At 55.4% G+C, this 20,915-nt stretch carries 18 protein-coding genes and 1 riboswitch; of the genes, 8 read left to right on the top strand and 10 right to left on the bottom strand.

Annotated elements, in window-relative coordinates; all coding sequences use genetic code 11:
- Positions 1 to 12 precede the first annotated feature (12 nt).
- Positions 13 to 1,791, bottom strand: a complete 1,779-nt coding sequence (locus AX755_RS19585) for an adenine deaminase (RefSeq protein ID WP_062857283.1) — start codon at positions 1,789 to 1,791, stop codon at positions 13 to 15.
- Positions 1,792 to 1,913: 122 nt separating this feature from the next.
- On the opposite strand from AX755_RS19585, the gene AX755_RS19580 reads away from it, so the two are divergent.
- Positions 1,914 to 2,834: a LysR family transcriptional regulator gene (locus AX755_RS19580; protein WP_181033776.1), complete on the top strand. Its 921-nt coding sequence runs from the start codon at positions 1,914 to 1,916 to the stop codon at positions 2,832 to 2,834.
- Between the two features lie 70 nt (positions 2,835 to 2,904).
- Positions 2,905 to 3,420: a protein disulfide oxidoreductase gene (locus AX755_RS19575; protein WP_062857281.1), complete on the top strand. Its 516-nt coding sequence runs from the start codon at positions 2,905 to 2,907 to the stop codon at positions 3,418 to 3,420.
- 36 nt (positions 3,421 to 3,456) lie between these two features.
- Here the strand turns inward: AX755_RS19575 and AX755_RS19570 are convergent, their stop codons facing one another.
- The 3 genes from AX755_RS19570 to AX755_RS19560 form a co-directional block, all read right to left on the bottom strand.
- A complete protein-coding gene (locus AX755_RS19570; RefSeq protein WP_020690159.1) occupies positions 3,457 to 4,923 on the bottom strand; it encodes a pyridoxal phosphate-dependent decarboxylase family protein in 1,467 nt (488 codons plus the stop codon).
- Between the two features lie 18 nt (positions 4,924 to 4,941).
- Positions 4,942 to 6,318 carry a diaminobutyrate--2-oxoglutarate transaminase gene (locus AX755_RS19565; protein WP_013097916.1) on the bottom strand — a complete coding sequence of 459 codons (1,377 nt, stop codon included), beginning with the start codon at positions 6,316 to 6,318 and terminating at the stop codon, positions 4,942 to 4,944.
- Positions 6,319 to 6,664: 346 nt separating this feature from the next.
- Entirely contained in the window at positions 6,665 to 7,669 is a 1,005-nt protein-coding gene (locus tag AX755_RS19560) for a LacI family DNA-binding transcriptional regulator (RefSeq protein WP_062857280.1), read from the bottom strand.
- 238 nt (positions 7,670 to 7,907) lie between these two features.
- On the opposite strand from AX755_RS19560, the gene AX755_RS19555 reads away from it, so the two are divergent.
- Together AX755_RS19555 and AX755_RS19550 are read left to right on the top strand one after the other, a co-directional pair.
- Positions 7,908 to 9,149 carry an MFS transporter gene (locus AX755_RS19555; protein WP_020690161.1) on the top strand — a complete coding sequence of 414 codons (1,242 nt, stop codon included), beginning with the start codon at positions 7,908 to 7,910 and terminating at the stop codon, positions 9,147 to 9,149.
- Positions 9,150 to 9,165: 16 nt separating this feature from the next.
- Positions 9,166 to 10,599 carry a glycoside hydrolase family 32 protein gene (locus AX755_RS19550; RefSeq protein WP_062857279.1) on the top strand — a complete coding sequence of 478 codons (1,434 nt, stop codon included), beginning with the start codon at positions 9,166 to 9,168 and terminating at the stop codon, positions 10,597 to 10,599.
- Between the two features lie 75 nt (positions 10,600 to 10,674).
- On the opposite strand, the gene AX755_RS25615 is transcribed toward AX755_RS19550, so the two are convergent.
- Complete coding sequence (locus tag AX755_RS25615; RefSeq protein ID WP_181033775.1) at positions 10,675 to 11,169, bottom strand: hypothetical protein; 495 nt, start codon at positions 11,167 to 11,169, stop codon at positions 10,675 to 10,677.
- A 234-nt stretch (positions 11,170 to 11,403) separates the two neighbouring features.
- Positions 11,404 to 12,231, bottom strand: a complete 828-nt coding sequence (locus AX755_RS25200; protein ID WP_082824532.1) for a YadA C-terminal domain-containing protein — start codon at positions 12,229 to 12,231, stop codon at positions 11,404 to 11,406.
- A 672-nt stretch (positions 12,232 to 12,903) separates the two neighbouring features.
- Positions 12,904 to 13,001: riboswitch (TPP riboswitch) on the top strand.
- A gap of 36 nt (positions 13,002 to 13,037) precedes the next feature.
- Here AX755_RS25200 and thiM point away from each other — a divergent pair.
- From thiM to AX755_RS19520, 3 genes are read left to right on the top strand one after another with little or no spacing between them, the layout of a single operon-like run.
- Complete coding sequence (gene thiM, locus AX755_RS19530; RefSeq protein ID WP_038420165.1) at positions 13,038 to 13,808, top strand: hydroxyethylthiazole kinase; 771 nt, start codon at positions 13,038 to 13,040, stop codon at positions 13,806 to 13,808.
- Positions 13,805 to 14,605 (top strand): bifunctional hydroxymethylpyrimidine kinase/phosphomethylpyrimidine kinase, encoded by an 801-nt coding sequence (gene thiD, locus AX755_RS19525; protein WP_038420163.1) that lies wholly within the window; start codon positions 13,805 to 13,807, stop codon positions 14,603 to 14,605. The genes thiM and thiD overlap by 4 nt, the downstream gene beginning before the upstream one ends.
- Positions 14,606 to 14,647: 42 nt before the next feature.
- The gene (locus tag AX755_RS19520; RefSeq protein ID WP_013097911.1) at positions 14,648 to 15,394 is read left to right on the top strand and encodes a GntR family transcriptional regulator; all 747 of its coding nucleotides are present in this window, start codon (positions 14,648 to 14,650) and stop codon (positions 15,392 to 15,394) included.
- Here AX755_RS19520 and AX755_RS19515 read toward each other — a convergent pair.
- The 3 genes from AX755_RS19515 to AX755_RS19505 are packed head-to-tail and all read right to left on the bottom strand — an operon-like array spanning position 15,368 to position 18,596.
- Positions 15,368 to 16,321, bottom strand: a complete 954-nt coding sequence (locus AX755_RS19515; protein ID WP_062857277.1) for a PfkB family carbohydrate kinase — start codon at positions 16,319 to 16,321, stop codon at positions 15,368 to 15,370. The genes AX755_RS19520 and AX755_RS19515 overlap by 27 nt on opposite strands.
- Complete coding sequence (locus AX755_RS19510; protein WP_062857276.1) at positions 16,318 to 17,322, bottom strand: ADP-ribosylglycohydrolase family protein; 1,005 nt, start codon at positions 17,320 to 17,322, stop codon at positions 16,318 to 16,320. The genes AX755_RS19515 and AX755_RS19510 overlap by 4 nt, the downstream gene beginning before the upstream one ends.
- Positions 17,319 to 18,596 carry a nucleoside permease gene (locus AX755_RS19505; protein ID WP_013097908.1) on the bottom strand — a complete coding sequence of 426 codons (1,278 nt, stop codon included), beginning with the start codon at positions 18,594 to 18,596 and terminating at the stop codon, positions 17,319 to 17,321. The genes AX755_RS19510 and AX755_RS19505 overlap by 4 nt, the downstream gene beginning before the upstream one ends.
- A gap of 252 nt (positions 18,597 to 18,848) precedes the next feature.
- Between AX755_RS19505 and fbaB the strand changes: the two genes are divergently transcribed.
- Positions 18,849 to 19,901 (top strand): class I fructose-bisphosphate aldolase, encoded by a 1,053-nt coding sequence (gene fbaB / locus AX755_RS19500; protein ID WP_008500869.1) that lies wholly within the window; start codon positions 18,849 to 18,851, stop codon positions 19,899 to 19,901.
- Between the two features lie 46 nt (positions 19,902 to 19,947).
- Here the strand turns inward: fbaB and yegS are convergent, their stop codons facing one another.
- The gene (yegS, locus tag AX755_RS19495) at positions 19,948 to 20,847 is read right to left on the bottom strand and encodes a lipid kinase YegS (RefSeq protein WP_038420159.1); all 900 of its coding nucleotides are present in this window, start codon (positions 20,845 to 20,847) and stop codon (positions 19,948 to 19,950) included.
- Positions 20,848 to 20,915: the final 68 nt, after the last annotated feature.

Genomic DNA, 20,915 nt, shown 5'->3' with positions numbered 1-20,915 from the left:
TCTCCTTCGGTATTATTGTGTGGTGTCCGGGGTTTCCCGGTAAGAAATCAGCGGATCGACAATCTGGCGCGTGCTGCCATCGGTCAGTCCAAGATCGGTTAAATGCGGCCCGGCGTTGCAGGCAAGGCACGTCCCTTCAATGGCTTTAAATACTCTGTATGGCGGCTCCCAGTCGGCAATCTGGCTGCTGCGTTCACGCAGTTCACGAAACTGGCGCGCCAGTTCCGCAGGGGCGAGTTCTGACAACATCCCCGCAATGGGCATCGCCACATGGGCGATCACGTCCCCGTTCTGGACCAGCGCCATCCCGCCACCGCTTTGGATCAGCGTGTTGGCGGCCAGTGCCATGTCATCAGGATTGCGTCCCAGTACCACCAGGTTGTGTGAATCGTGGGAGTAGCTGGTGGCAATGGCCCCCCGCAGCTCTCCCCAGCCTTCCAGCAGGGCGATTTGCGGTTTTGCCGCATGGCGCGCGTGGCGGTGCTGAACCCAAATCAGGCTAAAACCAGCCGGTATCTCAACGCGTCCGTCACGTACCCGGGCGTCGGTTTCTCCCCAGCGGGTAAAACGTGCGCCGCTGATATGACGCAGGCGCGCCACACCGTGGTTTGCGTTGTCGATGCGCATGTAAAAATCTCTGGCGGTCAGCGACGACAGGCGCACGGTATCCCGGGGCAGCGTCAGGGGCGTATCAACAATCGGCTCGATCATCGCTCCGTCACGGGCAATGCATTTTCCGGCGACGTACACCCGGCGAGCCGTCAGTTTATCCAGTGAATCGAACACCACCAGATCCGCACGACGACCCGCGGCAATCAGCCCGAGATCGTTACGCTGCAGGCGCAGGGAAGCATTCAGGGTGGCAAACCGCAGCGCGTCCGTCGCCGGAAGGCCATGTTCAATCAGCAGGTTGAGCAGGGCGATGATGCCGCCTTTTTCCATCAGGATGTCCGGTGGGACATCATCAGTGCAGACCGTGATTTGTGACGACAGATGCGGCAGCGTTTTCAGCGCGCTGACGATATCAGGCAGCAGATAAGGATGCGAGCCGCGGATCTCCAGCGTCAGCCCGGCGCGTAATTTTTCCAGCGCATCGTCGGCGGAGGTGAGTTCATGATCGGAGGTGACGCCCGCCGCCAGATACGCCTGTAAATCCGCGCCGCTCAGACCACGCGCGTGACCTTCAATCAGCTTCCCACTTTCCAGCCCGGCCTGCAGGATCTCCAGCATACGCTGACTGCCATTCAGCACCCCGTGCATGTCCATCACTTCCGCCACGCCGCGCACTTCGGGCCAGCCAAGCAGGGTATTCATCTCTTCGCCCGCAAAGTCTGCGCCGGACATCTCCAGCCCCGGTGTGGAAGGAACGCTCGATGGCGCCGCGACCATTACCTGCAGTGGCAGGTTGCGGCTCGCCTCAATGGCAAAGCGGACGCCCTCAATGCCCAGCACGTTTGCCAGCTCGTGCGGATCCCAGAACACCGCAGTGGTGCCCTGCGCCAGTACGATCTCTGCGTAGCGGGCGGGCAGCAGGTGCGAGCTTTCAAGGTGAACATGCGTGTCCATTAGCCCCGGAGAGAGAAACTGGTTATTCAGGTCATGCGTCTCAAGCGCATCGTTGCGGCTGCCGCGTGGATGGACGCTGGCGATAAGCGAGCCGACGATGCCCACATCCACGTCGCGGATCTCACCGGTTGCCATATCAACAACTCGGGTATGCGTAAGCAACAGGTCAAACGGCGTTTCGCCTCGTGCAGCCTTCACGGCGCGGCGTCGGGTTTCGGCAGTCATGCAATTAACAGTTCCAGCATTGAAATATTGACGTTACTCTATGCACCCGGCAAACGTTTGCCCAGCTGATAAAATTTATCGCCCGATAACCCCGGGTTATTCTGTGACGCGTGTAATGGATAATGATGACGGAACCCTGGCAGCGCTTGCCTGCGCTCTCCCTTCGGCAGCTACAGTATTTTGTCACTCTGGCGCAGCTGCGTCATTTTACGGATACCGCCAGTAAACTGGCCATCAGCCAGCCGGCGCTCAGCAGCGCCCTGCGGCAAATCGAAACCGTGCTCGGCGGTAAACTGGTTAACCGTACCGCGTCGGCGGTCACGCTGACCGAGCTGGGTCACGCCATTCTGCCACACGCCCAGCGGGTACTCAGCGTGGCGCAGCTGGCGTTTGATGATATGCAGCAGATTGTGCAGGCCGGCGGCGACGGCACGGTGCGGATCGGTCTGGTGCCTTCAGTCAGTTCGCTACTGTTTCCGCTGCTGCCGCAGACGCTGGCGCAGGCTTTTCCGCGCCTGCGGGTGGAGTTTCACGACCAGACCAACGATGCGCTGGTGGCGCAACTGCTGAAAGGGCAGATTGATTTTGGCATCGGGGCACTGGACAACTCGGTACCCGAACAGCTGGACGTGTTCCCGCTGCAGGAGGATCCGTTTGTGGCCGTGTTGCACTGCGACGATCCGCTCGCCGCGTCGGCACATGTTCCCTGGAAACAGCTGGTGGGCCGGGATATTGCCGTTTTCTCAAAAGGCAATATTCAGCGGCTGGTCAATGCGTTTGCCGAAAGCCACCGTCTGTCCCTGCAGACCCGTTATCAGGTGGACTATATCGAGACATTATACGGGCTGGTGCGCTCGAAGCTTGCCGTGGGGATATTGCCTCAGCTTTATACCACCCACCTGCAGGACCCGCAGCTTAAGGTGGTTCACCTTCAGCAACCGGCCCTGGCGCGCACGGTGGCGCTGATGCGTGCCCCGCAGGCGCTGCCTCCGCTCATTGAATCCTGCTTTACCCTGATGGTTAATACCTTACGCACCAGGTAGGGCGACACTTCTTTACAGCGAAACGGCGCGCAGCTCGCTAAGATGACTTTCGTTAAATCACGAGGTCATAATGGAAAACCGCAAATTCAGCCAACTGCGCCGCTGGGCGCGGGAAGGGATCATACTCGTACTGCTGGCGCTGGCCGTGATGTGGGGTGTGGATCAGTACCGCAAGCCGACATTACCCGCCACGTTTAGCGCTACCCCAATGCAGGGCATTGATGGCTCAGTACATGACATTGCCGCACTCAGTCAGGATCGGCCGCTGCTGATTTACGTCTGGGCGACCTGGTGCAGCATCTGCCGTTATACCACGCCTGCGGTCAATAGGCTGGCAGAAGAGGGCGGTAACGTGGTGAGTATTGCCATGCGCTCTGGTGATGACGCTAAGCTTGCGCGCTGGGTCGAAAAGAAACAGCTGAAAATGCCGGTGATTAATGACGAAAACGGTGCGCTGTCACAGCAATGGCAGGTTAGCGTAGCACCGACGCTGGTGCTGGTCTCTAAAGGCAATGTCGTCAGTACAACAACGGGCTGGACAAGCTACTGGGGATTAAAAGTCAGGATGTGGTGGGCAGGGTTATAAAAATAGCCCCTCTTCCGGTGGAAGAGGGGCTGTGTATTACTTCGCCAGAACTTCCTGCGCAGTACGCTCAACCAGAGACAGCAGGGTTTTGATATCCTCCAGCGTCACGGTTGGGTTCAGCAGCGTCAGCTTCAGACAGGTCACGCCGTTATGCTCGGTCACGCCGACGTTTGCACGGCCGGACTCCAGCAGCGCATCACCAATTTTCTGGTTCAGCAGGGCGATACCAGCATCATCTGCCTGCACCTCGCCACGGAAGCGGAACAGCACGCTTGCCAGCTGTGGCTGCATAACCAGTTCCAGAGCGGGCTGCTCTTTCACATAAGCTGCAACCTGCTGTGCCAGCGTCACGCCGTGATCGATAATCGCCGCGTATTGCTCCTGACCCAGCGCTTCCAGGCTCATCCACAGCTTCAGTGCGTCGAAACGGCGTGTGGTCTGCAGCGATTTGGAAACCAGGTTCGGCACGCCGGCTTCTTCGTCGAACTCAGAGTTCAGGTAAGCCGCCTGATAGCGCATCAGTTCATAGTGGCGCGCTTCCTTCAGCAGGAATGCACCGCAGCTGATGGTCTGGAAGAACTGTTTGTGGAAGTCCAGAGTAACGGAATCCACCAGTTCAATGCCGTCCAGGTAGTGACGATACTGCTCAGACATCAGCAGTGCGCCGCCCCAGGCCGCATCAACGTGTACCCAGATATTCTGTTTCGCCGCCAGTTCAGCAATGGCACGCAGCGGGTCAATAGCACCGGCATCGGTGGTTCCGGCTGTCGCGACAATCGCCAGGATCTGTTCGCCGTTGGCGTTGCACTGCTCGATTTTCGCCGCCAGATCGGTCAGATCCATGCGAGAGAATTCGTCAGTTTTCACCTGCACGACGGACTGATAACCCAGCCCCATCAGCGCCATGTTTTTCTGCACGGAGAAGTGCGCGTTTTCGGAGCACAGTACGCGGATCTTACGCAGATCGCCCGTCAGACCATCCTGCTGGACAGAGTGGCCCAGACGTGCGAAGAACGCATCACGTGCCAGCATCAGACCCATCAGGTTGCTCTGGGTGCCGCCGCTGGTGAAGACACCCGCGTCGCCAGCCTGATAACCCACGCGGGTACGCAGCCATTCGATCAGTTTGATCTCAATAATGGTTGCGGACGGGCTTTGATCCCAGGAGTCCATGCTCTGGTTAGTGGCGTTAATCAGCACTTCCGCCGCCTGGCTAACGACCAGGCTTGGGCAGTGCAGGTGCGCCACACACTGCGGGTGATGAACGGACAAACTGTCTTTCAGGAAAAACTCCACGGCGCGTTCAATCGCCGCTTCGTTGCCCAGCCCTTTCGGGTTGAAATCCAGCTTAATGCGGTCGCGCAGTTCCGCGACCGTTTTGCCCTGATACATCTCAGGCTGTTTCAGCCACTGCATCACAGCCTGAGTGCTTTGTTCAATCGCCTGCTGGTAAGCTTCAATGCTCTGCGCAGAGGAGAACAAAATTGGGTTTGAATCAGACATCGTAATCAACAACTCCGGTTACGCCGGGCGAACGCCCGCAGCAAGCAGTGCCTGCTCGAATTTATCCAGGAAGACTTTCAGCTCATCATCGCTGATCAGCAGAGAAGGCAGCAGACGCAGAACGATACCGTTACGACCACCGCGCTCCAGAATCAGACCGGCTTCGAAGCACTTCTTCTGAATCAGTGCAGACAGCTCGCCATCACCCGGGAAGCAACCCATGTGGTCAGCGGCTTCGTGTGGTTTAACGATCTCAATACCGATCATCATGCCCAGACCGCGAACGTGGCCGATAACCGGATAGCGTTTCGCCATCTCGTTCAGCTGGCCTTTCAGCCATTCGCCCTGTGCAGCCACTTTGCCAGCGATGTTCTGGTCTTTCAGGATCTTCAGCGTCGTCAGACCGGTTGCCATCGCCAGCTGGTTGCCGCGGAAGGTGCCGGTGTGGTGACCTGGTGCCCATGCATCGAACTGCTTTTTGATACCCAGCACAGCCAGTGGCAGACCGCCACCAACGGCTTTAGACATCACGATGATGTCTGGCTCAATACCAGCGTGTTCGAACGCGAAGAATTTACCGGTACGGGCAAAGCCTGCCTGAACTTCGTCCAGGATCAGCAGAATGCCGTGTTCCTGAGTCACTTTACGGATGCGCTGCAGCCACTCAACCGGAGCCGGGTTCACGCCGCCTTCACCCTGAACGGCTTCCAGGATTACCGCAGCAGGTTTACGCACGCCGCTTTCAACGTCGTTGATCAGGTTTTCGAAGTAGTAGGTCAGCGCTTTCACGCCCGCTTCACCGCCGATACCCAGTGGGCAACGGTACTGGTGTGGGTAAGGCATGAACTGCACTTCTGGCATCATACCGTCTACCGCTTCTTTCGGAGACAGGTTACCGGTCACGGACAGTGCACCGTGAGTCATACCGTGGTAACCCCCCGAGAAGCTGATGATACCGCTACGGCCGGTGACTTTTTTCGCCAGCTTCAGCGCCGCTTCCACGGCGTCAGCACCGGATGGACCGGTGAACTGCAGGCAGTACTCTTTGCCCTGACCAGGCAGCAGAGAGAGCAGGTATTCGGAAAACGCGTCTTTCAGAGGCGTAGTCAGATCCAGAGTATGTAACGGCAAGCCGCTGGTAATGACATTTTGGATGCTTTTCAGCACATCAGGGTGGTTATGGCCAAGCGCGAGGGTGCCTGCGCCTGCTAAACAGTCAAGGTATTCTTTATTATCTGCATCGGTGATCCACACGCCTTCTGCTTTAGTGATGGCTAAAGGCAGTTTGCGCGGATAACTCCTGACGTTAGATTCAAACTCGGCCTGACGGGCCAGATAGGTTTCGTTGCTTTTGTGGGCATCTACGGTGTCAATACGGACTTTATCCGTCATCATATCACTCCTACAACCGCCGCTTCGTTATGAGCCACGATTGAATAAAAAGTTAAAAAACAGATGGGGGCCTGAAAAAAACGCCGCCAATATAGAGCCTTTTGCCACGGGGCTCAATGGTTAATTTGTTTACTGTTTTGTGACATGGGGCACAGGGGACGGAATATCCCCGTTTTGAGAAAGAAAATTATGCGTTATGGCAAATAAAAACAGCCGGTTACGTGCTAACTGCCCGGAGGGTAAAATCATAAAAAAGAGTGTGACAAATCGTGCCATTTTTCCCTGAAAGGGAGGTTGACCGCCTCCTTAGCCTGCTTATTACTGCGACAGGGCTAAAAAGCGGTGGTCATCATCGATGCGTAATGGAATTCCGCATTAAAAATGGACTTTCAACGCGCGTGGTTTCCCGATGGGTTTCACCGTGAATAATATGCAGGGCACTGAGGCGACCAATTTCATAATGCGGCAGTTGAACCGTTGAAAGAGGCGGAAGAAAGAGTTCTCCAATGCCCACCATATTGTCATAGCCGATCACCGCGATATCTTCAGGGATGCGAATCCCTTGCGCCAGCAGGGTCTGGTAAACCATCAATGCGATACGATCGTTGCCGCAGATAACCGAGTCGAACTGGGGAAGACCATTCTGAATGTGCGCCTGCAGAACTGACGGAATGTCGCGATAGTGCTCGTCCCCAAACGCCATATAACTATGATCCAGACGGTCCGGGTCGAGCCCCGCTTCACGGCATGCACGTTCCAGCCCGTGACGGCGTCGGGTTGTGGCCAGATGATCTGCGGGTAAATGCAGGCACAGGGGCTGTCGATAGCCTGCGGCGAGTAACGCCTGTACGGCGGCGTACTGCCCCTGTTCATCATCAGGAATATAGCTGGCGACCTTTTCATCGATACTTTCGCAGTTGGCCAGCACGCAGGGAAGGGTAAGGAGCTTGGCCGGGAGAGGAACCTGACGTAATCCCATTGTGGTGTAAATAATGCCGTCCGGGCGGTGAGAGAGCAGCAGATCGACGATTGCCTCCGGGTTGTCATCGGTAAACATATTCATGACGAAACTGTTCCAGCCGTGCATCCGGGCCGTCTCTTCAATGGACAGCGTAATCTCCACCGAGAAAGGTGTCGTCACCGTATCGAGTGCCAGCACGCCTATGGTTTTTGGCGAGGCATGCGCGCCGCGTACTTTCTTGGCGGAAAGATCGGGTACGTAGCTGGTCTGCTCAATAGCCTGCTGTACGCGTGCCAACGTTTCCGGTTTAAGGCGCTCCGGGTTGTTAAGCGCACGTGAGACGGTCATCAGCGATACGTTAGCCAGCTTTGCGACGTCCTTCAGGGAAGCCATTTTCTTACTCCGTTAATGTCACGTGTTAAAGAGTATACAACTAAGTTACTGATGTAAAAGGAAAGTGGGTGTGTGAGTGGAGCCAGACAAATATCAATGATGAATAGTTGATCGCGATCTCACTTCTGTAATGTTAACGTTAACTTTCGTGATTAACATCATGAATCTGATCCAAACCGCATGAGTAGCGCTCAATGTTAACGTTATCATTTTGTCATTACTCCAACATGAGAATGTCATGATGAAAACGCATCACTCTCACAGCTACCCCTTATTGAGCGCATTACTGTTTTTCTTTTTTGTCACCTGGTCTTCTTCCGGCTCTTTGCTTTCCATCTGGCTCCACCAAGAGGTGGGCTTAAAAGCGGGCGACACCGGCATTATCTATGCCGTGCTTTCTGTCTCCGCGCTTTTCGCTCAAATCTGCTATGGATTCATTCAGGACAAACTTGGTCTGCGCAAGAACCTGCTCTGGTTTCTGACCAGCCTGCTCATTCTTTCTGGTCCGGCCTTTTTGCTGTTTGGTTATCTGCTGCAGATTAACGTTTTACTCGGCAGTATTTTCGGCGGGATTTATATCGGCCTGACGTTTAACGGTGGGATAGGGGTACTGGAGTCCTATACCGAGCGTGTCGCCCGCCAGAGCCAGTTTGAGTTCGGCAAGGCGAGGATGTGGGGATCGCTTGGCTGGGCGGTGGCAACCTTTTTCGCGGGACTTCTGTTTAACATTAATCCGAAGCTGAACTTCGCTGTCGCAAGCTCTGCAGGACTGCTGTTTTTTGTTTTGCTGGCGCGTCTCAGGGTCTCTTCCGCCCCGCACGCCATGCAGGAAGCGGTGTCAGGCGGTAAAGTCACGCTGGAAGATGCATTGCGTCTGCTGACGCTGCCGCGGTTCTGGGCGCTGGTATTTTTTGTTATCGGCACCTGTATTTATGGCGTTTACGACCAGCAGTTCCCGGTCTATTTCTCCTCCCAGTTCCCGACGTTACAGGAAGGAAACGCCATGTATGGCTATCTCAACTCCTTCCAGGTTTTCCTTGAGGCGGCGGGCATGTTCTGCGCGCCATGGCTGGTGAATCGCCTTGGCGCAAAGAATGGCCTGATTTTTGCGGGAATGGTGATGGCGATGCGTATGGTGGCTTCGGGGCTGGTTGAGGGGCCGGTACTGATCTCCATTACCAAGCTATTGCACGCGGTCGAACTGCCCGTTTTGCTGGTCTCAATTTTTAAATACAACAGCTTACATTTTGATAAACGGCTCTCTTCCACCCTCTATCTGGTGGGCTTTGCCTGTACCAGCTCAGTGATCGCCTCGGTCCTGTCGCCGCTGGCGGGTTACAGCTATGAGAAATACGGCTTCGCCCAGTCCTATCTCATTATGGGGCTGTTAGTTTTCAGCACCACGTTTATCTCCATCTTCCTGTTGCGCTCGGGTAAATCCTCTTCTGACCCGCTCATGCCGCAACCTTCCACCATCTGATCGAAAGAGTAGAGAAATGACGTATTCAATTACTAAAGCAGAGCAGGAACTTCAGTCCAGACGCGAAGGGCTCAATCTGCGCTGGTATCCGCGTTACCACCTCGCTGCGCGCGCTGGCTGGATGAACGACCCAAATGGCCTGGTCTGGTTTGACGGCTGGTATCACGCTTTTTACCAGCATCATCCGTACTCCACCCAGTGGGGGCCTATGCACTGGGGCCATGCGCGCAGCAAGGATTTAGTTCACTGGGAGCATCTCCCCGTTGCGCTGGCGCCAGAAGGGCCTGAAGACAAGGATGGCTGTTTTTCCGGATCGGCGGTGGTGGATGGCGATACGCTGGCGCTGATTTACACCGGACATAAATTCCACGGCGATCCTGATGATGAGGCGAATCTCTACCAGGTGCAATGTCTGGCGACCAGCAGTGACGGCATTCATTTTGTCCGGCAGGGAATGATCGTTGATACCCCGCCAGGCCTGCATCACTTCCGCGACCCGAAGGTGTGGCGTGAAGGGGAGAGCTGGTACATGGTTGTCGGTGCGCGGGACGGTGAGACGGGCCAGGTGCGCGTTTATCGTTCTGCAGATCTGCGCCAGTGGCAGGATATGGGCGTGCTGGCGGTGGCTGAAAAAGAGATGGGCTACATGTGGGAATGCCCGGACTTTTTCATGCTCAATGGCAAACGCGTGCTGATGTTTTCGCCTCAGGGGATGGCCGCTGAAGGATTCAAAAATCGTAATCTTTTCCAGAGCGGCTATCTGTTGGGCGAGTGGCAGCCCGGGCAGCCTTTTGTGCGGGAAGGTGAGTTTGTGGAGATGGATCGCGGGCATGATTTCTATGCGCCACAAAGTTTCCTCACGCCTGATGGTCGCCGCATCATTATCGGCTGGCTGGACATGTGGGAATCCTCCCAGCCGGAACAGGAGGACGGCTGGGCAGGCATGCTCTCTTTACCGCGCGAACTGACGCTTAGTGCGGATAACCGTCTGCAAATGCGACCGGCCAGAGAGGTCGAAGGCCTCCGGCGAGCGTGGTTCCCCTGGCCGGTCAGTACGCTGACTCATCAGCAGATGGCTCTGGTGGAACGCTGCGACGCGATGGAGGTTATTCTGCAGTGGGATTGTGCCAATAGCAGTGCCGAGCAGTACGGCATGAGTCTGGGAGAGGGGCTGCGCGTCTACGTGGATGCTCAAATGCAGCGTCTGGTTCTTGAGCGAAACTATCCGCAGTATGGCCTGTGCGGGACACGAAGCGTCGCGCTGAACCTGGATAATACGCTTAATCTGCGTCTGTTCTTCGACAGTTCATCCGTGGAAGTTTTTGTCAATGAAGGCGACGCGTGTTTAAGCAGCCGAATTTATCCTGAGGCAGGGCGAAGGGAAATAAACGTATTTGCCTGGGGTGGCTCAGCGTTATTATTCGAAGCCGGAGCCTGGCAGCTGGAGTGACGACTTCCCGTTCATTCGCATGGTGAGTTTGCAATAAAGGGGCATTCACCCCTTTATTGTTGCCGGTTTAGATCATCATTTTGACAGCTGGCTGTTCACAACAATTCCCTTTTCAACCACCAGCGTTAAGGTATATCCCTGTTTATGCCATTTACCGTTGTTTGGTTTCCATCCTTGCCCCAGCAGGAATGCCGCACCGTCATCGATGGTACCGTTCATTACCGCTTCGGCCTCGCGGGAGAGCTGTTTTAAATCACGCGATTGACTTTTATCTGAATTTGCAGTGCATTCGCCGTTAGCTTCCTCAACCTGCGTACATCCTGAATGAGCAAGCTCTTTTCTGTGCTTATGCGTCATTTGTGCATGTTGCACCGCATAAGCCGCATTCGCAAAAGCCGCATTCATCGACGCGTTGCTGATCGCTGCCTGGCGTTGTGATTCTGCGAGATAACAGGTGTCTTTAGAAATGCCTTCATTAAGACACTCCTGCATCCTTGACGCCTTTGTTGCACATCCACCGAGAAAATACGCTATGCCGAGTATGACTACAGTAAATATCTTTTTTTTCATTACGCCAATGTCTCGATTTTAATATATGCTGTGATGATAATAACTGTCATTAAAATAACTATCACCGCTAATGACCAGTAAATGATTTTAATTTTACACCCCAGTAGATCATTTAATTGCGCTCTTGCTTTGATATAAACAAAGCATGTCATTGCAAGAGCAGATATCTAAATTATTTCAGGAATTTAAACGCAACTTGTGATTAATGGTTTTACTCTATGTGGTTGTTTTTAATTACCAGCCAAGCCCTATACCCGCCCCTACAGCATAATCGTTATTCGTTGTGGTGGTGACACCCGCTTTCACAATGGCATGTTCACCCGCATGGAAGGACGCGCCTACCGCAACGGCGCTTTCGTCATGAAAAGTCCCGGCACCCGCACTCACCATAAACGTTTGATCCCGCTCGACTTGCGGCATTGAAGCGATAGCAACGGCACCGGCGATTCCACTACGGGACTCTTTTTTATTATCGTCCACGTCGTCTTTAAAGCTTTTAAACTGTGCGTTAGAACTTTTTTGCTGCTGAATAAGCATTTGTCGGGCCGCGTTGAGCTCCTGTGCTTGCCCGGCTGTTTGCGTAGTCAGCGTATTGATCTGTTTAACGGCGGCTGTATCAGTGACATTACGGGTGATAATCGTCGTCACGCCGTCTTTGCCCGGACGGCCATCACGACCATTAATGACCTGGTTGTGTTGACCGTCTAAATGTGTTGCCTGCGCGGTTTTCAACGCCGTTGCAGAATCATCAACAGAGGTTTGTATTGGGTCAACCGCAATTTGTTTCACGAGAGTTTTCTGCGGCGGCAGAACAGGCGTGGGCGCCTGACCAGGCTCAATATGCTGCCCGTCCAGGTGAGGGGCTAATAATACTGGCTGTGGTGCAACCGGTGTTTGTTGCGTCGGCAGGGTAATAACAGGTGTGGCAGTAAATTGCTCATTCTTTGCGGAAATATATGCGTCCCCCCAACTGGATGTAACCGGCGAGGTAGAGGCAAGAACTGCTGTGCCAGGAACAGAAGTTAAAATAAAAACAGATACGGCGGTTTTAATACATTTCATTTCCAAACTCTCATCAATAAAATTATTTCGCTATCCTGGCGGGAGGATATAACGTCTTGTTATATTTAATTTAAAAAAGGAGGTTACGGTGATTTTTTCTAAATCACTTTTTTTGTAACGCGCAGCAACTATCCCGGATATTCACGTTTTATTTATTGATCTTCATCAATACTGGCACGCATGGCTAAAAAGGGGAGTTTGAGAGCGGATTGATCTACTCATTATAAAACAAGGAGTTAATTTTTATGGGGATTGACGGGCGTTCTTGGGTAAAACTAAGAATACATTAATCTTGCTTATCTGTTTTCGTCAAAAAATTACATTATTACGCCTGTTTAATTAATTTATTTAAAGCGTCTTTTGGTTTTCCTTTCTATTGATTTCGTTATTTGTTTTGAATGAAACTTTTATGATTGCCTCTGCAAAATATTTTCCACATGAAAAAATATCATGTTGTAACGGTTTAAAAACAACGAATTTATCGTGTTTAGGTAACAATGATTTAATTATCGCGAAACGTATAGCTAAAAAATACAGGAATGATCTCCCTACGATAAGCTGCGGCCACATGCTGCATGCGACTGGCCTTGTAGAAACCCCTTGCACCGTGGCCTTCGCTACGGTTACACTAAATTCAAGCAAATGTTTGCATCTAACTATTTGTTTTAAAAGTATTTTGACTCGGGGTGCCCTTCTTCGTTGAAGGCTGAGAAATACCCGTATTACCTGATCTGGATAATGCCAGCGTAGGGAAGTCAGATGCCTCCCCTGGTCATCGCTTCTTCACGCAAGGCAGGAGCGAACCTATGCAGCCTGACCTGCTCGATTTACACGTTTTACATCACTTCCGAACCCGTTCCCCGCTCACGCACTGTATGACCAATGATGTCGTGCAAACCTTTACGGCCAACGTTCTGCTGGCGCTTGGCGCTTCTCCGGCAATGGTGATTGAAGCCGAAGAGGCCGAGCAGTTTGCCGGGATGGCCGATGCGCTGCTGATTAACGTCGGTACCCTCACCACCCCCCGCGCCCAGTCGATGCGTCGGGCTATTGAGAGCGCGGTGGCGGCAGGCAAGCCCTGGACGCTCGACCCGGTTGCGGTGGGCGCCCTGGCGTTCCGTACCCGCTTTTGTCATCAAATCCTTGCCCTGAAACCAGCCGCCATTCGCGGCAATGCGTCGGAAATTCTCGCCCTTGCGGGGATGAGCGCTGGGGGACGCGGTGTGGATACCACCGACACCGCCGCTGCCGCGCTGCCCGCCGCGCAGGCGCTGGCTCGCCAGACCAATGCCATTGTGGCAGTGACGGGGGAGGTGGATTACGTCACCGACGGCCAGCGCACCCGAACGGTTGTGGGCGGCGATCCGTTAATGACCCGCGTGGTGGGCACCGGGTGTGCGCTCTCGGCGGTGGTGGCGGCGAGTTGTTCCCTGCCGGGGGAGCGGCTGGATAATGTTGCCGCTGCCTGCGGATGGATGAAGCGTGCCGGAACGATCGCCGTTGCGCAGTCTCACGGGCCGGGCAGCTTTGCCAGCGCGTTCCTTGATGCGCTGCACAACCTGGAGGCACAGGCATGAAACGAATTAATGCTCTGACGATTGCCGGTACCGATCCAAGCGGCGGTGCAGGTATCCAGGCCGACCTGAAAACGTTCTCGGCTCTTGGCGCTTACGGCTGCTCGGTGATCACCGCGCTGGTGGCGCAAAACACCCGTGGCGTGCAGTCGGTCTACCGTATCGAACCTGATTTTGTCGGTGCACAGCTGGACTCGGTATTCAGCGATGTGCGCATCGACACCACCAAAATTGGGATGCTGGCAGAAACGGATATCGTCGAAGCGGTGGCCGAGCGGCTGCAACGTTATCAGGTGCAAAATGTGGTGCTGGATACGGTGATGCTGGCTAAAAGCGGCGACCCGCTGCTCTCTGCCTCTGCTGTTGAGACATTGCGCAAGAAACTGCTGCCGCAGGTGGCGCTGATTACGCCAAATCTGCCGGAAGCGGCCGCACTGTTAGACGCGCCACACGCGCAGAACGAACGTGAGATGAAAGAGCAGGGGAACGCCCTGCTGGCGATGGGGTGTGGCGCGGTGCTAATGAAAGGCGGCCATCTCGATGACGATGAAAGCCCGGACTGGCTCTTTACCCGCGACGGTGAACTGCGTTTCACGGCCCCGCGCGTGCATACCAAAAATACCCACGGTACGGGGTGCACGCTCTCTGCCGCGCTGGCGGCGCTGCGTCCACGGCACAACAGCTGGGACGATACGGTACGCGAGGCCAAAACGTGGCTCTCGGCCGCGCTGGCAAAAGCCGATACTCTGGAAGTGGGTCACGGTATTGGGCCGGTTCATCATTTTCATGCATGGTGGTAAGCCAGTATACTGGCAGGAAACACCACGCCTGAGAAAACAGAGATGGAACAAGCGCATACCCGGTTAATCGCTCAACTGAATGAACGGATCGCCGCGCCCGACAACATGCCGCTGTATCTGAAATTTGCCGAAACGGTAAAAAATGCGGTACGCAGCGGAGTGCTGGAGCACGGGAATATTCTGCCCGGCGAGCGCGATCTGAGCCAGTTAACCGGGGTGTCGCGCATTACCGTGCGCAAAGCGATGCAGGCGCTGGAAGAAGAGGGCGTGGTAACGCGCGCCCGGGGGTACGGGACACAGATCAATAACATTTTTGAATATTCGCTCAAGGAAGCGCGCGGGTTTTCCCAGCAGGTGGTGCTGCGTGGTAAAAAACCTAACACGCTGTGGGTGAATAAACGGGTGGTGAAGTGTCCGGAAGAGGTGGCCAGCCAGCTGTCGGTACCCCCGGACAGCGAGGTATTCTTGCTTAAGCGCATTCGTTATGTTGACGATGACGCGGTGTCGATTGAGGAGTCCTGGGTTCCGGTTGAGTTAATTCATGACCCGGACGCAATTGGCATCTCGCTGTACGACTACTTCCGTAGCCAGAATATCTTTCCGCAACGCACCCGCTCCCGGGTCAGCGCCCGGATGCCGGACAGCGAGTTTCAGGCGCATATCAGTATGGATGACAAAATACCGGTACTGGTGATCAAGCAGGTTGCGCTTGACCAGCAGCACCGGCCGATTGAGTACAGCATCAGCTACTGTCGCAGCGACCTATACGTCTTTGTGTGCGAGGAGTAAGGCCTCGCGCGTCGGCGCGCAATCCCCGCCGCGGTGGCTGACCACCCAGGCCGCCACCGCATTTCCCAGCGTCACGGCATCCGCCAGACGCCATCCTGCCGCCAGACCGGCAAGCGTACCGCCCGCATGGCTGTCGCCTGCGCCAATGGTATCGACGACGGTGGCGGGAAACGCTGGAACATAACCCGATGCGTCGCCTTCATACCAGGCTGCGCCATCTTTGTCGTGACGAATAATTAGCGCGGCGCCATAACGGTGCTGCCACTGCACGCCTAAAGTATCAACGTCCATGCCAGCGCGCTCCGCGGCAATCTGCGCCTCCTGACGATTGAGCGACACGATAGGTTTCAGGGCCATGATCCGCGCCATGAGCGCGTCGGGAATATCGGCAATGCGGGGGCCAAAATCGATAAACGCGGTGACGTTTTCCAGCGACTCCAGCCAGCGTGTAAGCAGTTCGCCCGATGGCGATGCCAGTTGATAGCCGGACAAATACACCAGGCTACCCGGTGGGACGTTCAGCCCATCCAGCCAGTGCGGCTGCCACTGGTTCTCCACGCCGCTAAACGACATAAAGGTGCGTTCGCCGTCAGGCTCTACCAGCGCCAGACACCAGCCGTTATCGCCCGCTTCGGCCTCCACGGCGCTGTGCAGATCCTGTCTTGCCATGGCGTTACGGATGATCTCCGCCCATATGCCGTGGCCGACGGGCAGGGCGTTTTGCGCCGCAATGCCGAGCCGCTTCAGGGCGATGGCAATATTCAGCGCACAGCCGCCGATATTCACCCCTTGTTGTTTCAGCTCGATATCGCATCCGCGCCAGGGCAGGGCGTACGCGTCGGCGATCACGTCGATGACCGCCGCGCCCAGCACCGTGACCGGGCGTGTGGCCTGTAATGTTTCAAGACGTTGGGCTAACGTACTCATACGCCCTCCCTTTGCTCCCGGTAGTGCAGCAGTTTTTCGCAATAGTAGTCAAAATCGAGCCGGTTTTCGGTATCGAGTTCACCCTTCAGCGCCGGGTCAATCGCCTGCACGCCGTGCAGTGCCCCGCAGATGGCCGTTGCCATCGCCCCGATGGTGTCTGTATCTCCGCCGAGGTTGGCGCACAAAATCGCGCAGCGGTTAGGGTCCGTGCCGGCCAGCTCCACCATCGCAATCGCCGCCGGAACGGACTCAATGGTGCTGGTGCCCGCGCCAATAAGCTGGTAAATCTGCTCGCTGGCGGAGTCGATGCCGTGTGCTTCCCGCACAGTCTTAAGCGCCAGTTCAATACGAGCCGCCAGCGAGGCGCTGAAGGTGGTGGTATTCGCCTCCTGTGCGTAGCGGGCAATGCCGGGCAGGGCATCGACGATGTTCTGCCAGCGCTCACCGTCGATGGCGCGCGAAACCGCCCAGGCAATCACCACGGCTCCGGCGATGGCGAGGTCCGATTTATGCGTCGGGCTGGAGGCCAGCGCGACCTGCCCGACAAAATGTTCCAGCCGCGTCGCCGGTAGCAGGCAGCCCAGCGGGGAAGCCCGCATCGCTGCCCCGTTGGTCACGCCGTTGTTGTCCAGTTCACTGACGGGTTTGCCGTCGCGGATGGCGTTAAGCGCGATTTTTGAGGTGGGACCCAGCACGTTTTTATTAAAGGCATCGAAATCCAGCGCCCAGTTCAGGATGTGTTTGCCGATGACATCCGCGTCAATCTCCCCGTCGCATTCGATAATCGCATCGGCCAGGCACAGCGCCATCGAAGTATCATCGGTAAACTCCGCGTGCTTAAAATAGCAGGCCGCGTTATTCTCTGCCGGGCCGGGTAAGAAGCGGTCGATCCAGCCGAAGTGCGCTTTTACGCGCTTTCTTGGCCACAGCTCGGAGGGCATACCCATCGCATCCCCTAACGCCTGCCCGTAAAGAGCACCGAGAATACGTTCTTGTTTCATTTAACTTCCCCTTGTGTCAGCGCAGCATCGCCATCAACCACCTCAATTGCGGTGATCTCTTTGTCCGATTCGCGGAAAAACAGCATAAACAGCACGGCGATCACGGCAATCATGATCGCACCGAATGTCCACATTCCGGCCCAGTTGAAGGTCAGCCCATTCACCGGCTCTTTGTAAGCGAACATTTTTTCCATCATCACGCCGCCCAGGCGGTAACCCAGCAGGCTACCAAATCCCTGACAGCACAGCGTAATCAGGCCTTGCGCAGCCGTACGCATATGCGCCGGCGCTTTTTTATCCACGTAGATATATGCGGTTACATAGTAGAAGTCGTAGCTCACCCCGTGCAGCAGAATGCCGAGGAACAGCAACGCATAGGTGAAGTATTGTTCCGCGCCACCGTAAACAAAGAAACCGTAGCGGATGGCGGCCGTGAGCAGGCCCAGCAGTAAGACCTTCTTAATACCAAAGCGTTTTGTGAAGAACGGCAGTGCCAGCATAAAGAAGATTTCAGAGAACTGGCCGAGCGTCATCCAGCCGGTGGCGTTTTTCATCCCCACTTCGGTGAGATAGCCGTTGGCGAAGATGTAATAGAAGGCCAGCGGCATCGCGAACAGGAAAGAGCAGAAGAAGAACACCAGGAAGTTTTTGTCGCGCAGCAGGATCAGCGCGTCCAGACCGAGCATCACTTTGAAATCCAGCTTGCCGGTACTTTTCGGCGGCGTATTCGGCAGGAACAGGGCAAACACGCCCAGCAGGGCAGAGCTGGCTGCGGTCATCAGCAGCGGAATATTGGTATCAGAGATATCGCTATAGCCCAGCATCTGCGGCAGGAACCCGCATGCCAGACCGGAGGCGATCCAGCCGATAGTGCCCATCACGCGAATACGCGGGAAATCGGCTTCCACGTCATCGACGTTGGCGAAGGCAATACTGTTGGTCAGCGCAATGGTGGGCATATAGGTGAGAGAGTAGGCCAGCAGCAGCGGGAAGAAGGTGCTGAACTGGGTTTGCTGTGCGGCGAAGTACATCAGAATGGCACCGGCAAACATCAGCACAGCCAGCACTTTCTGAGCGGCAAAGAAGCGGTCGGTCAGCGAGCCGACGAGAATAGGCGACAGGATCGCCGCAATGGCCGTACAGGCATAGGACCAGCCAATCTCCCCGGCGGTAAAGCCGCTTTTACTCAGCCACAGCCACAGCGGCACAAACCACGCTCCCCAGATAAACCATTCAACAAACATCATGAATGACAGTTGGACTTTCGTTTTCATTGTTTAATCCTGCATGTCAGTGAGAGTACGCCTTTAACATACCATTCAATAATACCTTTTAAATACCTTTGTGGTGATTTTTTGATCAATGTAACAGTTTTGTTGTACACGAATCGAGCCAGCAGATTGTGCTGAAAAAAAATGCAAATGCTGGAAAATCTGTTAAGTCGGTACCAGGCTTAGTCTGCCCATAAAAATGTGGGTCTGGATAAACACTCACCGACATGACGTCGGAATTACGGGAGCATCGCTATGACTGATATTGCGCAGTTGCTTGGCAAAGACGCCGACAGCCTTTTACAGCATCGTTGTATGACCATTCCAGCCGACCAGCTTTATCTGCCCGGCCACGACTACGTTGACCGCGTGATGGTGGATAACAACCGTCCACCGGCCGTGCTGCGAAATATGCAGACGCTCTATAATACCGGGCGGCTGGGCGGTACCGGGTATCTCTCGATTCTGCCGGTTGACCAGGGCGTTGAGCACTCGGCAGGCGCCTCCTTTGCAGCCAATCCGCTCTACTTTGATCCGAAGAACATTGTTGAGCTGGCGATTGAAGCGGGCTGTAACTGTGTGGCCTCTACCTATGGCGTGCTGGCGTCTGTTTCACGGCGTTATGCCCACCGCATTCCTTTCCTCGTTAAACTGAACCACAACGAGACGCTCAGCTACCCAACCGAATATGACCAGACCCTCTACGCCAGCGTGGAGCAGGCGTTCAATATGGGCGCAGTAGCGGTTGGGGCAACGATCTACTTCGGCTCTGAGCAGTCCCGTCGTCAGATTGAAGAGATTTCCGCTGCCTTTGAACGCGCACATGAGCTCGGGATGGTGACCGTGCTGTGGGCGTACCTGCGTAACTCCGCATTTAAAAAAGACGGGGTGGATTACCACGTCTCAGCTGACCTGACCGGTCAGGCGAACCACCTGGCCGCAACCATTGGCGCTGACATCGTGAAGCAGAAAATGGCCGAGAATAACGGCGGCTATAAGGCGGTGAACTTCGGTTATACCGATGACCGTGTCTACAGCAAGCTGACCAGCGATAACCCGATCGACCTGGTGCGCTACCAGCTGGCGAACTGCTACATGGGACGCGCCGGGCTGATTAACTCCGGCGGTGCGGCGGGTGGAGATACTGACCTGTCTGACGCGGTGCGCACGGCGGTTATCAACAAACGCGCAGGCGGTATGGGGCTGATCCTCGGCCGCAAAGCGTTTAAAAAATCGATGGCGGATGGCGTGAAGCTCATCAATGCGGTTCAGGATGTCTATCTGGACAGCAAAGTGACGATCGCCTGACGCCTCACTCTCCCTCTCCCTTTGGGAGAGGGCTGGGGTGAGGGGATTAGCGCAAAAGCACACAATCCGGCGGCAACCGGCACTGCAGCGCGCCGGGCAATACCTCTATGCGGAAATGCTCCCCGCTCAACGGTTCCCCATCCAGATTAAACGTCATCCCGTGCGGGGCATTCACTTCGAACCACGCGGATTTTCCGGCAATAATGTTTGGGCTCTCTTCGGGCTGCGTCAGCGTGGTAAATAGCGCGGGCAGCAGGCCGTCGCCGGTGAAAATACGCAGCTGAAGCTGACCGTCATTAATCAGCGCCTCCGGGCAAAGCTGCTGCCCGCCGCCTGCCTGACGACCGTTGCCAATGCCAATCACCAGCGCGTCTCCCTGCCACTGGAAATCCTCGCCGCGAATTTCACAGCGGTCCGGCTTGAGGGTGTCCATGCGCATCAGACCGTGGATCAGATAAGAGACACCGCCCAGCGCCGCTTTGAGTTTTTCCGGCGTTTCGCTGGTGATCCGCGTGCCGAACCCGCCCGTCGCCATGTTGATAAAGCAGGTTTTGTCATTCACCTGCGCAATGTCCACGGCGGTAGCTTTGCCAAGGATCGCCAGTTGCAGGGCTTTACTCAACTCCTCCGGAATGCCAGCGCTGGTGGCAAAATCATTGGCGGTACCGAGCGGTAAAATGCCCATCACCGGACGGTCTTCGCTGGGCAGGTCGACAAGCGCAGAGGCGATCTCATTGATGGTGCCGTCGCCGCCGCCGGAGATAATGGTTTCGACACCCAACGTCAGGCCTTCATGGATATACCGTGCCGCGTCGCCTTTTTCCCACGTGACCCGTACATGGATCCGCGCCCCGTCTTCCCGCAAATCAGTGATTGCCTGACGCAGCAGATCGTTGCCTGCACTTTTACCATTGAGAATCAATAAACTGTCTGGATAGGTTGCCATCCTCGCTGCTCCCTTTTTTAGCGTTAGTAAGAGTGTATAGCAGTGCGGAAAAAAGCGGGTAAGAACAG

Source organism: Enterobacter sp. SENG-6 (assembly GCF_001605945.1).
GTDB lineage: Bacteria > Pseudomonadota > Gammaproteobacteria > Enterobacterales > Enterobacteriaceae > Enterobacter > Enterobacter cloacae.
The sequence above is the reverse complement of the archived record's forward strand: the minus strand, read 5'-3'. Positions and strand labels throughout refer to the sequence as shown.